Source organism: Halogranum rubrum, assembly GCF_900114455.1.
Taxonomy (GTDB): Archaea; Halobacteriota; Halobacteria; order Halobacteriales; family Haloferacaceae; genus Halogranum; species Halogranum rubrum.
Genome location: NZ_FOTC01000005.1, coordinates 1 through 15,129, shown reverse-complemented (window position 1 = coordinate 15,129; position 15,129 = coordinate 1). Strand labels below are relative to the sequence as shown.

The window sequence follows — 15,129 nt, the reverse complement described above, 5'->3', positions numbered from 1 at the left end:
ACGCGGTACTGTTCGTATTCGTATGTCGACACCGCTGTCTACTGCGCACTTCCGTGTCGCTCGTCCCACAGACAACCTCGATGCAGTCGTCACCTTCTACCGCGACGGTCGCGGGTTCGACGTACTCGGGTCGTTCGAAGACCCCGATGGATACCGCGTCGTCTTCCAGCACGCCACGTGGGAGTGAAGACGGTAGCCGAATCCGACACTCTTGGGCCGTTCGCTTGGCCGAGGGACTGATATCGTAGAACGCCGTCTCAGTGGTCAGGAAAATCAATGAGTACTGTTCTGAGGTCGTTTTCATGAGCCGTCACCAGACGGGAACCGTCGCGTCTCGACGGAGTTGGTCACACCGTGCTGTCCGACGGCCCGTGCAGTGGGTCCTCCTGTACGGGAGTCGTCGCAGTCTCACACTGCTTCTCTCGGCGGTCATCTTCTGTTGGCTTCTCGCCGTCGGCACGGCGTGGCAGTTCGAGATGGAGACGCTGGTCAGAGAGACGCGTGCCGTCCAGACGCTGTTCAACACGCTGCTCGGTGGCGTCATCCTGTTCGTCTCTGTCGTCCTCTCTATCAACATCGCCGCGCTGTCTCAGGAGTTCGCGCCGCTGCAAGTGAAGCAAGCCCAAATCGAGGACTCCATCGGGTTCCAAATCGAGTTAGAGAAACTCGCACGGTCGGGCGTGAGTCCGGCGGGTCTGCGAGCGTTCTTCTGGTTCATCCTGCAGGCTATCCGTGCGGAGACGGAGAAACTCCGGACCAGTGCGTCGACGACCACGAACCGACCGCTGCGCGACGAACTGCTGTCGCTGGCCGACCGACTCGAAGCCGAGGTGTCCGAGATAGAGGCTCGCCTCCGGACGGAGAACCAGCGGATATCGACGCTGCTCCTCGCCAGTCTCGAGTACGACTACGCTCGCGACATCAACGCGACACGGCGGATTCAAGTCGAACACGGAGAGCATCTGAGCGAGACGGAGTCCAGACTCCTACAGAACCTCACCGAGATTCTCACGTTCTTCGCGTCCGGACGGGAGTACTACGCGACGCTCTACTTCAAGCGAGAACTGCGTAACCTCTCGAGTGACCTGCTCGTCCTCTCGCTTCCCGTCATCGTCTTCACGTCCTACGTATTGCTCGCTATCGATGCTGGCCTCTTTCCGACGTTGTCGGCCTTCGGTATCCAACCACGCCTGCTCTACATCAGCCTCGCGTTCGTCGTCGCGCTCTCGCCGTACGTCCTCTTGAGTTCGTACATGCTCCGCATCGTCACCGTCTCGAAGTACTCGCTGGAGTCGACCGGGTTCACCCTCAACGAAGAGGAGTTGTTCGCCGAGGATGGCCCGAAGTTCGACTAACCAAGCGCCGCCGACCTGGCAGACACACTCTCTGCTGGAGCAGAACGCCTATCGTCTGCTCTCGCCAACTTCGACTGTGGCCCTCCCCCCTCCTTTTCCGACCCGAGAGTCTCTCTCTCGCGGCGAGTCGCACGCCGTCGCCGCTGGCTACGCGATGGCCGGTGCCGCGCTCGTCGCGTCCCTCCTCTTCGTCGTCGTCTCCGGTCTCGACGACGGTGCGGTCGCCGGGTGGAGACTCCAGCGTCGAGCGTGAGACCGTCTCTCACGAGTCCGCAACCGTTTTCAGGTCTCACAGGTATCTTTCGTGTATGACGTCCGAACCCGACGTTGTGAGGCCAGTTCGCGAACTGACGACCGATGGGTTCGGGTTCTTCTTCGGCGTCTGCTAAGGACGGTTGTACCCGTGGTCCGGTAGTCGCCGACAGACCGGACCGACTTACAACCGTTCTTAGGACGGACGGTGGACCTCGTCGCCGTCGCGGTGCTGGACTCACTTCCCGCACAGCGACCCGACGTGCGAACCCGTTCGACTCGGCGCGGCAGTCCGAACGAGTCGCCGACTGACGGCGGACCCGCGGACGACTGTCCCGGAACTGCTAACTGACGACCACACGGTATCCGAATCAACGACCACATGCGACTTCCGGAATCACAAGTCGCGGTGTTAGAAGCCGCGAGCGCGACAGACGCACAGACAATCGACCAACTGGCGGAGGCAACTAGTCTGAAACCCGAGACGGTGACGGGCGCGGCGTTCGACCTCCGAGACGACGGTCTCGTCGCCGTCGAAGAGACCGTCGAGACGAGCGCGACGCTCACCGACGAGGGCGAGGAGTACCTCGCAGACGGTCTCCCGGAGGTTCGTCTCTACCGCGCTGCTCTCGACGCCGGGGCCGACGAGGACCCCGTCGAGATGGGCCAACTCATCGGTGCCTCGGGTCTCGGTGGCCCGAAGGTACAGATTGCCCTCTCGAACTTCGCACGCAAGGGCTACGGCGTCATCGACGGCGGAAAGGTCGACGCCGACCCGGACGCTGACCCCGACGCAGACGAGGAGGCCGCCGCACTCGCCGCCGTCGCCGACGGTGATGCAGGGAGTGTCGACGACGCGGTCCTCGACCAACTGGAGAGTCGAGGCCTCGTCGCTCGCGACGAGCGGACCGTTCGCTCGGTGACGCTGACCGAAGACGGCGTGACGGCACTGATGGAGGGCGTCGAAGCCGCTCAGACCGTCGACCGCCTGACGCCCGAGATGCTGACGACGGGCGAGTGGCAGGATGTAGAATTCACCGAGTACAACGTCGAGGCCGACGCGCCGACGGCGCAGGGCGGCAAGACGCACATCCTCCGGCAGACGGCTGACCGAGTCAAGGACACGCTCGTCGGGATGGGGTTCAAGGAGATGGAAGGGCCGCACGCCGACGCGGACTTCTGGATCAACGACTGTCTGTTCATGCCGCAGGACCACCCGGCGCGAACCCACTGGGACCGCTTCGCACTGGACGTCCCGCCGATTCACGAGGTTCCCGAAGACCTCGTCGACAGAGTCGAAGACGCCCACCGAAACGGCGTCGGCGAGGACGGCGACGGCTACCACTCGCCGTGGTCCGAAGACTTCGCGCGACAGGTCGCCCTGCGCGGGCACACCACGTCGCTGTCGATGCGCTACCTCTCAGGCTATGCACAGGGCGAGTTAGAACCGCCACAGCGGTACTTCTCGGTCGAGAAGGTGTACCGCAACGACACGCTCGACCCGACGCACCTACTGGAGTTCTTCCAGATAGAGGGGTGGGTGATGGCCGAGGACCTGTCGGTGCGTGACCTGATGGGTACCTTCGAGGAGTTCTACCGGCAGTTCGGCATCACGGACATCCAGTTCAAGCCGCACTACAACCCCTACACGGAGCCGTCGTTCGAACTGTTCGGTCGACATCCGGAGACGGGCGAGATGATAGAAATCGGCAACTCGGGGATGTTCCGCCCCGAGGTGCTCGAACCGCTTGGCGTCGAGTGCGACGTGATGGCGTGGGGTCTCGCGCTCGAACGCCTGTTGATGCTGATGTACGGCTTCGAGGACATCCGTGACGTCCACGGGACGTTGTGTGACCTCGAACTGCTGCGGGAAACCGAGGTGCTTCACTGATGCCTGTCGTAGACGTCGACCCTGACGAACTGCGCCGACTCACCGGCAAAGAGGAGAAGAGCGACGACCAACTCAAACAGGACCTGTTCGGTCTCGGCCTCGAGTACGAGGGCGACACCGAGGACGGCCTGATGCAACTGGAGTTCGGTCCCGACAGACTCGACCGACTCTCTGTCGAAGGCGTCGCTCGGTCGCTGCGCTACCACTACGGCGACGACCGCGGTGTCGCCGTCCCGAAGACGAACGACCCCGACTGGACCATCGAAGTCGACGAGTCCGTCCCCGAGGAACGCCCGTACGTCACCGGCGCGGTGATTCGCGGAGCCAACCTCTCGGAGAAGGGACTGGACTCTATCATCCAGTTACAGGAGAAACTGCACGCGACGATGGGTCGCAAGCGCGTCAAGGGCGCAATCGGCATCCACGACCTGACGATGCTGAAAGGCGAGATGCTCAACGAGGAGGGTGGCAACTCCATCACTTACAAGGGCATCGACCCGGACGGCGACACGTTCGTCGCACTCGACTCCGACCGCGAACTGACGCCCGGACAGGTGCTGGAGGAGCATCCGACTGGACGGAAGTACGCCGACGTCGTCGCCGACTACGACAAACTTCCCGCCATCTACGACGAACTGGGTCTGTTCTCGTTCCCGCCGGTCATCAACGGCCGCCGAACGGAAGTCTCGACGGACTCTCGCGACCTGTTCGTCGAACTCACGGGCACCGACCAGTGGACCATCGACCACATGTGCAACATCATCTGCTACGCGCTGGACGCCCGCGGGGCGACGATCGAGCAGGTCGAGGTCGACTACCCGGACGGCACCACTGTCAAACCGGACTTCGACGTGCGGACCAAGACGGTCACGCACGAGCGCATCGAGACGATGCTCGGCATCGACCTCGACGAGCGCGAGACCATCGACCTGTTCGAGCGAAGCGGTCTCGATGCCCGACTCGACGACGAGGCCGAGGAGACGGCCTACGAGGTGTCGATTCCGCCGTACCGCGTCGACGTGCTGCACCCCGTGGACCTCGTCGACGACGTGGGCCGCGCCTACGGGTTCAACGACCTCGTGCCGCGATACCCCGACGTGGGTACCGTCGGCGGCCGACACGAGCGTTCGACACTCGAAGACGCCGCGCGCCGGAGTCTCGTCGGACTCGGTTTCGAAGACCTGCTGAACTTCCACATGATTTCGGGCGAGGAGAACTACGAGCGGATGAACGTCGAGGCCGGGTCGGACGTAGTCGGCGGCGGCGACCCCATCGACATCACGGAACCGTACTCCGAGGACTACACCCAACTCCGCTCGTGGGCGCTCCCGTCGCTCATGATGGTCCTCGAAAACAACACGCACCGAGCGTACCCGCAGGACCTCGCGGAAATCGGCCTCGCGGCCGAACGCGACGACTCTGAGAACACGAACGTCGCCGAACACCGCACCGTGGCCGGCGTGCTCGCTCGCTACGACGCGACGTACGAGGACGCGAAGGGTCGCCTGCAGGCGCTCTGTCGCGACTTCGACGTGGAACTGGAGACGCCCGCGACGGAGCATCCGTCGTTCATCTCGGGTCGCGTCGCGAGCGTCGTCGTCGACGGCGACGAGGTGGGTGTCGTCGGCGAACTCCACCCGAAGGTGCTCGTCGAACACGACTTGGAACTCCCTGTCGCCGCCTTCGAGTTCCGACTGGACGCGCTGGCCGGCGAGTAGTCGACACAGCCGACACCGTCGTTCTCTCTTTCTCCCTTCTGCCCTCTTTTCGCTCGATACCGGATACACCGAATGCTCGCTCGAATAACTGGAGTGAATGTCCAGCCGATACAGCATTCTCTCGAATAATATCGGCAATACTTGCGAAACGCTTACCACACGCGTTCTCATCTGTTTCTATAATGGATATTCACGATAAACGGTTCGAGACGCTGAGCGTGACCCACGGTGAGCACGGGTCGACGATGAGCGACGTCGCCGAGGACGTCGTCGTCCCCCTCCACCTGACCTCGACGTACGCCGTCGGCGGCCTGAACCCGGACGCGGACCTCGAATGCTTGGACCCCGACGCGGGCGAGTACCTCTACTCTCGTCTCTCGAACCCGACGCGGAACGCGCTTGAACATCGGTTGGCGGCCATGGAGGGCGGCGAGTTCGGGATGGCGTTCGCCTCTGGGACGGCCGCAATCGTCTCGACGGTCATGGCGACGGTCCAACCCGGCGACCACGTCGTCGCCTTCGACGACCTCTACGGCGGGACGAAGACGATGCTCTCGCGGTTGTTCGAGGAGCGGTTGAACGTCGACGTGACGCTGGTCGACGCCCGCGACGTCGACGCCGTCGTCGACGCGGTGCGGCCCGAGACGACGTTGCTGTGGATGGAGACGCCGACGAACCCGCTGATGCATCTCTGTGACATCGAGGCGTTGGCCGACGTCGCCCACGACGCGGGAGCGAAACTCGGCGTCGACAACACGTTCGTCAGCCCGTACTTCCAGCAACCGCTCGCACTCGGGGCCGACGTCGTCGTCCACAGTACGACGAAATATCTCAACGGTCACAGCGACTCCGTCGGCGGCGCCGTCGTCACGAACGACGAGGAACTCGCCGGCGAGATTGGGTTCCTCCAACAGGTCGGGATGGGGAACATGCTCTCGCCGTTCGACGCCTACATGGTCCTTCGCGGGACGAAGACGCTCCCGCTTCGGATGGAGCGCCACCAGGAGAACGCGATGGCCGTCGCCGAGTATCTGGAGGCCCACGAGTCGGTGACGGCGGTCCACTACCCCGGCTTGGAGAGCCACCCGCAACACGACCTCGCGCGGAGGCAGATGTCGGGGTACGGCGGCGTGCTCTCGTTCTCGCTCGACGCGGACCTCGACGGCGTCGAGCAGTTCCTCGGTGCGCTTCGAGAGTTCCCGCTGGCGGTGAGTCTCGGCGGCGTCGAGTCGCTCGTCGAACATCCGGCGACGATGACGCACTCGCCGCTGACGCAGACGGCCCGCGACTTACTCGGTATCTCGAACTCGTTGCTTCGGATGTCGGTCGGTGTCGAACACGTCGACGACCTGCTCGCGGACTTGGACCGCGGGTTCGACGCGCTGGATGCGTCCGGTGCGACACAGACGACCCCTTCGGCGTCGGACTGAGTGCGACACGCTCGGCAAGTACGCTTATCGACAATCGACGTGGACGATGAGACATGACCGACGACGCCGGCGATTCGACGGACCGATGGGAGTATCGGGCGATTCGTCCGCCTCGCGAAGCGGCGAAGAAGGAGGCCCGCGACCCGAGTGACGAACTGAACGACCTCGCCGCAGAGGGGTGGCGACTGGTCGAGACGGTCGAGTACGTCGGCGGCGGGACGAAGTACCTCGTGTTCGAACGGCCGTATCGCGACGAGTCGACGGACGACGCCCCCGACAGCGTAGAACGGAGACACCGTGACTGACCGTCAGGGCGGGAGCGACGACGACGACAACGACGACGGTGAAGGCGACTCTATCGGGACGGAGAACACGATGCGCGCCCGCGCCGACGAGAGTCGCCTGAAGGTCTGGGTGCTCCTCAGCGCCAACCGACTGGGTCTCGTCGCGCTCCTGTCGGTCCTCGTCTTCGCGAGTCTGATAGTCTTCTCCGTCGTCCTCTACCCCTCGTTACAGTTGAGCATCCAGCGCGGCGACACCATCGAGACGGGGTTCACGACGATGATAAGCGTCATCGTCACTGGGACGACGCTCGTCGTCAGTATCAACCAACTCGTCCTCTCGCAGGAGAACGGTCCGCTCGGCGACCAACGGCGACGGATGAGCAACGCCGAGGACTTCCGAACGTACACCGAGGAGATGCTCGGGTCGACCGCTCCCTCGGACCCCTCGAACTTCCTCCGGGCGCTCGTCGCCGAGAGCCAGGACCGAGCGGAGAGACTCGACCGACTCATCCACGAGAGTGACTCCGCTCCCGACGAGTTACAGGAGCAACTCGAGGAGTTCGTCGACAGTCTGGACGGGAACGCCGAGACGGTGCGCGAGAAACTCGACGGGTCGCAGTTCGGCACCTTCGACGTGGTCTATGCGGCGCTCGACTACAACTACTCGTGGAAGGTGTTTCAGGTCGACCGGATGGTGAACGAGTTCGGAGACAGCCTCTCTCGGGAGGAAGAAGAGGCGTTCCACGACCTGAAGACCTCGCTGACGATGTTCGGGCCGGCGCGGGAACACATCAAGACGCTGTACTTCGAGTGGGCGCTCGTCAACCTCTCACAGTACATCCTCTACGCGGCGGTTCCGGCCCTCGTCGTCGCCGGCGCGATGTTCATGTTCGTCGGAGATGGGTCGTTCCCGGGGACGACGCTCGGCGTCGACGACATCACGTGGGTCACGGTAGGAGCGTTTACGCTCACGCTCCTCCCCTTCTTCATCTTCATCTCGTACATCTTCCGCGTCGCCACCGTCGCGAAGCGGACGCTCGCTATCGGCCCACTCATCCTGCGAGACTCCCAGCGGTGAGTCCGCGTCCACGTTCGACGGCCTCGCTCGCTTCGCTCCGGCTAACCGAGGTATTTAACAGCGACGCAGGCCGAGCACAACCCAAGAATGCCGAGTGGAGAATACGACTCTGAGACCGTCGAATCCAAGTGGCAAGACCGGTGGGTGTCCGAAGACACCTACGCCTACCAAGGTGAAGCCGTCGACCCGAACACCGTCTTCTCGATCGACACGCCGCCGCCGACGGTATCCGGCAGCCTCCACTGGGGCCACGTCTACGGCTCGATTCTGCAGGACGTCGTCGCCCGGTTCAACCGGATGCAGGGGAAAGACGTCTTCTTCCCCTTCGGCTACGACGACAACGGAATCGCCTCCGAACGTCTGACTGAAGACGAACTCGACGTTCGTCATCAGGACTTCGGCCGCCGCGAGTTCCAGGAGATGTGCCGCGAGGTCACCGCCGAGTACGAGGCCGACTTCAACGAGAAGATGCAGGGCATCGGCGTCTCCATCGACTGGGACCAGACCTACCAGACCATCGAGCCACGCGTCCAGCGCATCTCTCAGCTCTCCTTCATCGAACTCTACGACCAAGGCCGCGAGTACCGTCAGCGTGCTCCGGCGATTTGGTGTCCCGAGTGTGAGACGGCCATCTCGCAAGTGGAGACCGAAGACGACGAACAGGCGTCGCACTTCCACGACATCGCCTTCGAGGTGGCTGATTCGGACGAGTCGTTCGTCATCTCGACGACGCGCCCCGAACTGCTGCCCGCCTGTGTCGCCGTCTTCGTCCACCCCGACGACGACGAGAACCAGCATCTGGTCGGCGAAGAGGCCGAAGTGCCGCTGTTCGGCCAGACCGTTCCCATCCTCGAAGACGAACGCGTCGACCTGGAGACGGGGACGGGCCTCGTCATGTGCTGTACGTTCGGCGACCAGACCGACATCGAGTGGTACCAAGCACACGACCTGCCGCTCCGTATCGCCATCGACGAATCCGGTACGATGACGGAAGTCGCGGGCGAGTACGACGGTCTGCACGCCTCGACCGAAGCCCGCGAAGCCATCGTCTCGGACCTCGACGACGCGGATGTCCTGCTCGACAAGCGCGCTATCACCCACACCGTGAACGTCCACGAACGCTGTGGGACGAGCGTCGAGTTCCTCGTCAAAGACCAGTGGTACATCAAACTCCTCGACAAGACCGACGAGTATCTGGAAGCCGGTCGGCAGATGGAGTGGTTCCCGGAGAAGATGTTCACGCGGTACAAAAACTGGATCGAAGGCCTCCAGTGGGACTGGGCCATCTCCCGACAGCGCTCGTCGGGGATTCCGTTCCCGGTCTGGTACTGTGAAGACTGCGACCACCCCGTGATGGCCGAACGCGAGGACCTGCCGGTCGACCCGCTCTCGGACGACCCGCCGGTCGACTCGTGTCCCGAGTGCGGACACGGCGAACTCGTCCCGGAAGACGACGTGTTCGACACATGGGCGACGTCCTCGCTCACGCCGCTCATCAACGCCGGGTGGGACTGGAACGGAGAGGAGTTCCAGATGGAGTTCCCCGAAATCTACCCGTTCGACATGCGCCCGCAGGGCCACGACATCATCTCCTTCTGGCTGTTCCACACCGTCGTGAAGTGCTACGAGCACACCGGCGAGGTGCCGTTCGACTCCGTGATGATCAACGGGATGGTGCTCGACGAGAACCGAGTGAAGATGTCGAAGTCGCTCGGCAACATCGTCTCGCCCGACGAGGTCATGGAGAAGTACCCTGTCGACGCCGCGCGTTACTGGGCCGCCGGCAGTGCTATCGGCGACGACCTGCCGTACCAAGAGAAGGGACTCGTCGCGGGCGAGAAACTGATGCGGAAGCTGTGGAACGCGTCGAAACTCGTCGAGCATCTCGCCGACGAGACGCCCGACGAGCCAGACCTCAAACCCATCGACAAGTGGCTTCTCGCCGAACTCGACGCCGAAGTCGAGTTCGTCACCGAGAAACTCGACAACCGGGAGTTCTCGAAGGCTCGCGACAGCCTGCGGAGTTTCTTCTGGCACACGTTCTGTGACGACTACCTCGAAATCGCCAAACAGCGACTGCAGGACGGTGGCGACGTGTCTGCGGCCTATACGCTCCGGACCGCCCACCAGACGTTCCTGAAACTGTTCGCGCCGTTCCTCGCACACATCACGGAGGAACTGTGGCGGGACATGTACGACGCCGAGACGAGCGTCCACCGCGCCGACTGGCCCGAACCGGTCGGTGTGGAGGCCGACCTCGAAGCCGGCGAGACGGCGATGGCCGTCGTGAGCGTGCTCCGGAAGTACAAGACCGACAACCAACTGTCGATGAACGCCGAAGTCGACACGGTGCAGGTCTACGGCAACATCGCCGGTCTGGAGGAAGACATCAGCCGCGTGATGCACGTCGACACGCTGGAAACCTTAGAAGAGGAACCCGAAATCGAGTCGGTCGTCACGGGTATCGACCTCGACTACGCACAGGTCGGCCCGCAGTTCGGCAGCAAGGTGCCGGACATCGAGGCCGCGCTCGAAGCGGACGACTACGTCATCGAAGACGGCGTGCTCCACGCCGCCGACGTCGAACTCGGTGCGGACCTGTTCGAGGTCAACCGCGAGCGTAAGTACTCCGGCGAGGGCGAGATGCTCGAAGCCGAGGGTGCGCTCGTCATCGTCCAGAACTAATCTCACGGTCGCCGCTGTTTTCTCTCGGTTCGTCGTCTGCACATCCATGAGCTATCAGTTCGTCCCCATGACCCACGAAGACGCCCACGTCATCGTCGACTGGTCGTACGAGGGGCCGTACTCGTTCTACGACGTGGCGAGCGACCCCGAAGACCGCGACCTCTTTCTCGACGAATCGAAGTGGGAGAACCGGTCGTTCGCCGTCTACGACGACGACGGACTGGCCGGATTCTTCACCTTCGCCGTCGTCGACGACGTCGTCGAACTCGGTCTCGGGATGGAGCCGAGTCGAACTGGAAGGGGGCGAGGAGTGACGTTCGTCGAGGCCGGACTCGACTTCGCCCGCGAGCGATACGACCCACAGGAGTTCCGACTCGCCGTCGCGACGTTCAACGAACGGGCTATCCGCGTCTACGAGTCCGTCGGCTTCGAGAAGGAGGCGACGTTTCAACAGGAGACTAACGGCGGAGCGTACGAGTTCGTGGCGATGTCGTGTTCGGCGACTCCTCGTCTCAATCGGTGAACCACGTCGTATCGACGGTCACGGGGTCGGGGCCGAACATGAACGTCTCGACGAGTTTCTGCCCCACGCGCGTCCGGGCGAAGGGAACCTTCGAGGCGACCCCGAACATCGCTTTCAGGAGCGGACGCTTCACCGCCTCCGGAACTGCGTCGCCGTGGCGGACGTACAGCGAGAGCATCTTCTCGCCCCGTCGTTGGGCGCGCATGACTCGCTTCACGTCCGGGCGACGGCGGTCGACGTACCGCCGGAGGAGTTCCTCCGGAAGTGGTGTATCCCGTCCGCGCTCTCGGTCGAGTGCGTTCATCACCGTCGCGTGCGCGACGACGGCGTCCTGAATCGCGAGTGCGTTTCCCTGTGCGCCGACGGGTGAGGCGACGTGGGCCGCGTCACCGAGGAGTAAGAGTCCGTCGTCGACCCACGTCGTACTGAGTCCCGGCGCGATGTGGAGGAGCGAGCAGTGCTCGAAGTCAGGCAGTGCGCCGGGGAACGCCGCGGACAGCGACGGGTCGACGGCGGCGAGTCGCTTTCGGAACGATTCGATGCCCTCGGCGCGGAGGTCCGGATACGTTCCGCTCTCGACGAACCAGCCGAGTTGTACCTCGCCACCGCCGAGTCCGAAGTAGAGGAGGAGTCCGTGTTCGTTGAGTCGTGACTGTGCGGCGCTATGGGCGACCGTGTCGGGGAGTTTGAACCAGAGGAGTTCGATGTCCGAGTCGAGCAGTCCGGGGTCGATACCGGCGGCCTTCCGCACAGTCGAAAACCGCCCGTCGGCACCGACCACGAGTCTGCTTCGAATGGTTAGGTCCTCGTCGGCCACGCGGTCGGTGGCGTCGACGCCGACGGCCTGTCCGCCTTCGACGACGAGGTCACGGACCGGCGTGCTCGGGTAGTAGGTGAAGTTCTCGTAGGCCGACGCCTCCTCGATGAGGAGTTCCAGCAGTGGCGGCTGTTCCATCAGGATGCCGTAGTTGTACGGGCCGGGAACGTCGTCGAAGTCGAATATCTCGCAGGGGTCGCCGTAGATGTAGAGTTCGCCCGTCTCGATTCGCTCGTGGTCGAGGTCGAGTACCTCCTTCAGCAGCCCCATCCCGTCGAACAGTCGGAGCACGTCGGGTTGGAAGCCGAACCCTCTGAACTCGCGGTCCAAGTCGGCGTGCCGTTCGAGGAGTGCTACCTCGACGCCGCTTCGGGCGAGCAAGTAACTGAGGACGCAGCCACCCGGTCCGGCACCGACGACGACGACGTCGACGGCGAGTTCACGTGTCGAGTCACTCGGCGTCTGCTCTGTGGTGGCCCCTCCGTCCGTTCGACTCCTGTTCGACTCACCGGCCGTCGTATTCGCCGACGCTCGTTCCATGGCTCTGTCAGACAGCGGAGAACGAGAAAAGTGCAGTGTCGACTCGGGAACGAGTGCGGTACTCAGCGGTCAACACCGACGGCGTCTTCGATACTGTCGAACCCGTCACGTTCGAGCAAGTCGAGGAGGCCTTCGTTGATGTCGCGGGCGAGCCCCGGACCCTCGTAGACGAGTCCCGTGTAGAGTTGGACGACGCTGGCTCCCGCACGAATCTTCGCGTAGGCACCCTCGGCGTCCGTGATACCGCCGACGCCGACGATGGGGACGTCCGTCCGCTCGGCGATGAACCGGACCATCCCCGTCGCACGCTCTTCGAGTGGCTTCCCGGAGAGGCCGCCGCGCTCTGCTTTCTCGGGACTCTGTAGGGAGTCGGGTCGTTCGGTGGTGGTGTTGGTGGCGATGACGCCGTCGAGGCCCAAGTCGTCGACGACGGCCAGTGCGTCCTCGATAGCCCCCTCCGAGAGGTCCGGCGAGAGTTTCACGAGGAGTGGGGAGGCACCGGCGTCTTGGAGGGTCCCGAAAATCTGTTCCAGTGACTCGCGGTTCTGGAGCGAACGGAGACCGGGAGTGTTCGGACTGGAGACGTTGACGACGAAGTAGTCCCCGGCGTCGGCGACGCGTTCGTAGGTGTAGAGATAGTCCTCCGCGGCGTCTTCGAGCGGGGTGACTTTCGACTTCCCGATGTTGATGCCGACGGGCGCGTCAGGGAGCGATTGGGTGTCGAGTCGGTCACCGATTCGGTCGGCACCCTCGTTGTTGAACCCCATTCGGTTGACGAGTGCCTCGTCGTCGCGGAGGCGGAACATGCGCGGGCGAGGGTTTCCGGGCTGTCGCTTCGCGGTGACGGCCCCGACCTCGATGTGACTGAAGCCGAGCGCCGTGAGTATCGAGGGAAGTTCGGCGTTCTTGTCGAAGCCGGCGGCGACGCCGACGGGGTTGTCGAAAGACAGGCCGAAGCGGTCGACGGCCAGTCGTTCGTCGTCGACGAGATATCGTCGACGAAGCACGTCTTCGAGGCGGGTGTGTTGGGCGGTGCGGAGGAGGCGGCTGACCGTGAGGTGCGCCGTCTCGGGTGGGAGGGCGAACAGTAGCGGCTTCGCGACGTCGTAGAGGCTCATTGCGCGTGGAGAATCACCGAACCGGTATTAACCCGACGGAGCGGGCGCTGTCGCTCTCGTCGCGACGAAGCGAACTCGCGGTTCAGAAGTCGTGCTCGACGTCGTCCGGGTCGGCTTTCTGAATGATGATCTTGCCGTCACGGACTCGAACGAACACTTCGTCGCCGATCTCCATCCCGGCGACAGCGAGCTCGTCTTCGTGGAGGTTGAGGTGGACGTTGTGGTACTCGCCGTTCTTGTCTTTTGCACCACTCGGGCTGAGCTTCTTTTTCCGAACCATCGGGGTTGTCTATCGAGAGTTCACCGTAGCAAATACATAAGTGTTGTTTACCTCCCCTATTTTGAGCTATTTTGGGCCTGTTCTGTGTGCGCGCAATCGTCTGGCGACGCTGATTTTGTCCGGTTTTCGCTTCGGTCGGTCCGAAAACCACCCGAGAGCGGCGTTGTGGTATATAAGCGTTTGGCTCTATTGTCCTCATTTTGCCGATATATTTATGCCTCGGCATGTGGTCACTTGCCATAGAGGGTAAAATCATGGTACGCGACGACGGTAAACGAAACTTTGCGCTGCGAGAGTCGAACGGTGATGAGTCGAGCGTGTTCTCGGGGAACACTCCTCGGCAGGCAGCGTTGAAGGCTGCCCGCCGTTTGGAACCTGGCTCGTCCGAAGAAGAGACTGACCGTGTCGAACTTCGTCTTCGAGAGAAGGGTACCGACAAGGTCCACATCTACGAGGGCTGGGCGTGGCACGAGACGTCGCCGGACAACAAACCCGACTGGATGCCCGACACGATCACCGAAGCGAACGTCTCGAAGAAGGGTATCGAACACCTCGAAGAGTAGCGTCGAGAGTCCGGCCAAACATTTTCTCATCGCGCACGTGCGTGAAGCAGCACTCGACAGGGTTTTCCATCGGCTCCGAGCACGTTCGTGTGCGCGGCCGACACCCGGTCAGACCAGACGCAAGATGCGTGGGATGACTGTCCGGCCTCCAGCCGCGCGACATTCTCTCGAACACTTGAGCCGAGCACAACAGCATCAGCTCCGTGAGCCTCTCTCGTAGGGTATGAAACCGCATGCCGAAGCCGACTTTCTTCGGCACCGTTTTACGTATCACTCCCATCGAATGCAATGTGAAGGGCGCCCGGGTCACCCGGGCGTCCCAGACGTGCGATGACTCGTGTACCCCACGAGTCACCGTCCGTCTCTCCGAGCCTAAATCCGAATCCCTTAAGTGGGAAACGGCACTCGGATTGAAGTACGCAGAACTCGGCGAAATCACACGACGACGCCGAGCTCGTTCCGGTGCCCTTAAGTGGTTAAGTGCACTCGGACGTAATACAGACACACTGCGACTGCGGGCCGTTCAACTCGGTCCGCGATCGGAGCCCTGAACGAGCGAAGTTCGGTGCCTTTAAGGTACTAACTCGCCTCTGTT

15 protein-coding genes are annotated in these 15,129 nt (G+C 63.0%); 12 read left to right on the top strand and 3 right to left on the bottom strand.

All coding sequences use genetic code 11. From position 1 onward, the window contains the following. Window positions 1–22 precede the first annotated feature (22 nt). From BM083_RS22920 to BM083_RS17110, 11 genes are all read left to right on the top strand, one after another. Window positions 23–187, top strand: coding sequence for a hypothetical protein (locus BM083_RS22920; RefSeq protein WP_177197681.1), 165 nt, complete (start codon window positions 23–25; stop codon window positions 185–187). 115 nt (window positions 188–302) lie between these two features. Then, window positions 303–1,355 carry a DUF7972 family membrane protein gene (locus BM083_RS17145; protein WP_245756928.1) on the top strand — a complete coding sequence of 351 codons (1,053 nt, stop codon included), beginning with the start codon at window positions 303–305 and terminating at the stop codon, window positions 1,353–1,355. A 76-nt stretch (window positions 1,356–1,431) separates the two neighbouring features. After that, window positions 1,432–1,608 (top strand): hypothetical protein, encoded by a 177-nt coding sequence (locus BM083_RS23480; protein ID WP_177197680.1) that lies wholly within the window; start codon window positions 1,432–1,434, stop codon window positions 1,606–1,608. A gap of 207 nt (window positions 1,609–1,815) precedes the next feature. Next, entirely contained in the window at window positions 1,816–1,959 is a 144-nt protein-coding gene (locus tag BM083_RS23475; protein ID WP_177197679.1) for a hypothetical protein, read from the top strand. Window positions 1,960–1,989: 30 nt separating this feature from the next. Further along, window positions 1,990–3,498, top strand: a complete 1,509-nt coding sequence (pheS, locus tag BM083_RS17140; protein WP_089870989.1) for a phenylalanine--tRNA ligase subunit alpha — start codon at window positions 1,990–1,992, stop codon at window positions 3,496–3,498. Then, window positions 3,498–5,216, top strand: coding sequence for a phenylalanine--tRNA ligase subunit beta (pheT, locus tag BM083_RS17135; RefSeq protein WP_089870987.1), 1,719 nt, complete (start codon window positions 3,498–3,500; stop codon window positions 5,214–5,216). The genes pheS and pheT overlap by 1 nt, the downstream gene beginning before the upstream one ends. Before the next feature lie 182 nt (window positions 5,217–5,398). Further along, on the top strand, window positions 5,399–6,646 hold the full coding sequence (locus tag BM083_RS17130) for a trans-sulfuration enzyme family protein (protein ID WP_089870984.1): 1,248 nt from the start codon (window positions 5,399–5,401) through the stop codon (window positions 6,644–6,646). Window positions 6,647–6,699: 53 nt separating this feature from the next. Then, on the top strand, window positions 6,700–6,951 hold the full coding sequence (locus BM083_RS17125) for a DUF4177 domain-containing protein (protein ID WP_089870982.1): 252 nt from the start codon (window positions 6,700–6,702) through the stop codon (window positions 6,949–6,951). Then, window positions 6,944–8,008, top strand: a complete 1,065-nt coding sequence (locus BM083_RS17120) for a DUF7972 family membrane protein (RefSeq protein ID WP_089870980.1) — start codon at window positions 6,944–6,946, stop codon at window positions 8,006–8,008. Before BM083_RS17125 ends, BM083_RS17120 begins: the two co-directional genes overlap by 8 nt. 87 nt (window positions 8,009–8,095) lie before the next feature. After that, the gene (locus BM083_RS17115; RefSeq protein ID WP_089870978.1) at window positions 8,096–10,693 is read left to right on the top strand and encodes a valine--tRNA ligase; all 2,598 of its coding nucleotides are present in this window, start codon (window positions 8,096–8,098) and stop codon (window positions 10,691–10,693) included. 46 nt (window positions 10,694–10,739) lie between these two features. Next, window positions 10,740–11,216 carry a GNAT family N-acetyltransferase gene (locus BM083_RS17110; RefSeq protein WP_089870976.1) on the top strand — a complete coding sequence of 159 codons (477 nt, stop codon included), beginning with the start codon at window positions 10,740–10,742 and terminating at the stop codon, window positions 11,214–11,216. Here BM083_RS17110 and BM083_RS17105 read toward each other — a convergent pair. From BM083_RS17105 to BM083_RS17095, 3 genes are all read right to left on the bottom strand, one after another. After that, the gene (locus BM083_RS17105) at window positions 11,206–12,573 is read right to left on the bottom strand and encodes an FAD-dependent monooxygenase (RefSeq protein WP_089870974.1); all 1,368 of its coding nucleotides are present in this window, start codon (window positions 12,571–12,573) and stop codon (window positions 11,206–11,208) included. The two genes, BM083_RS17110 and BM083_RS17105, sit on opposite strands and share 11 nt — an antisense overlap. A gap of 62 nt (window positions 12,574–12,635) precedes the next feature. Beyond that, the gene (locus BM083_RS17100; protein WP_089870972.1) at window positions 12,636–13,691 is read right to left on the bottom strand and encodes a quinone-dependent dihydroorotate dehydrogenase; all 1,056 of its coding nucleotides are present in this window, start codon (window positions 13,689–13,691) and stop codon (window positions 12,636–12,638) included. Between the two features lie 82 nt (window positions 13,692–13,773). Next, window positions 13,774–13,971, bottom strand: a complete 198-nt coding sequence (locus BM083_RS17095) for a hypothetical protein (protein ID WP_009367310.1) — start codon at window positions 13,969–13,971, stop codon at window positions 13,774–13,776. 254 nt (window positions 13,972–14,225) lie between these two features. Here BM083_RS17095 and BM083_RS17090 point away from each other — a divergent pair, with 254 nt between their 5' ends. Further along, window positions 14,226–14,534 carry a non-histone chromosomal MC1 family protein gene (locus tag BM083_RS17090; protein ID WP_009367311.1) on the top strand — a complete coding sequence of 103 codons (309 nt, stop codon included), beginning with the start codon at window positions 14,226–14,228 and terminating at the stop codon, window positions 14,532–14,534. The last annotated feature ends 595 nt before the right edge of the window (window positions 14,535–15,129 follow it).

Coding starts and splice junctions, on each gene's coding strand:
- BM083_RS22920 (WP_177197681.1), top strand. CDS start 23: ATGTCGACACCGCTGTCTACTGCGCACTTCCGTGTCGCTCGTCCCACA.
- BM083_RS17145 (WP_245756928.1), top strand. CDS start 303: ATGAGCCGTCACCAGACGGGAACCGTCGCGTCTCGACGGAGTTGGTCA.
- pheS (WP_089870989.1), top strand. CDS start 1,990: ATGCGACTTCCGGAATCACAAGTCGCGGTGTTAGAAGCCGCGAGCGCG.
- pheT (WP_089870987.1), top strand. CDS start 3,498: ATGCCTGTCGTAGACGTCGACCCTGACGAACTGCGCCGACTCACCGGC.
- BM083_RS17130 (WP_089870984.1), top strand. CDS start 5,399: ATGGATATTCACGATAAACGGTTCGAGACGCTGAGCGTGACCCACGGT.
- BM083_RS17125 (WP_089870982.1), top strand. CDS start 6,700: ATGACCGACGACGCCGGCGATTCGACGGACCGATGGGAGTATCGGGCG.
- BM083_RS17115 (WP_089870978.1), top strand. CDS start 8,096: ATGCCGAGTGGAGAATACGACTCTGAGACCGTCGAATCCAAGTGGCAA.
- BM083_RS17110 (WP_089870976.1), top strand. CDS start 10,740: ATGAGCTATCAGTTCGTCCCCATGACCCACGAAGACGCCCACGTCATC.
- BM083_RS17105 (WP_089870974.1), bottom strand. CDS start 12,573: ATGGAACGAGCGTCGGCGAATACGACGGCCGGTGAGTCGAACAGGAGT.
- BM083_RS17100 (WP_089870972.1), bottom strand. CDS start 13,691: ATGAGCCTCTACGACGTCGCGAAGCCGCTACTGTTCGCCCTCCCACCC.
- BM083_RS17095 (WP_009367310.1), bottom strand. CDS start 13,971: ATGGTTCGGAAAAAGAAGCTCAGCCCGAGTGGTGCAAAAGACAAGAAC.
- BM083_RS17090 (WP_009367311.1), top strand. CDS start 14,226: ATGGTACGCGACGACGGTAAACGAAACTTTGCGCTGCGAGAGTCGAAC.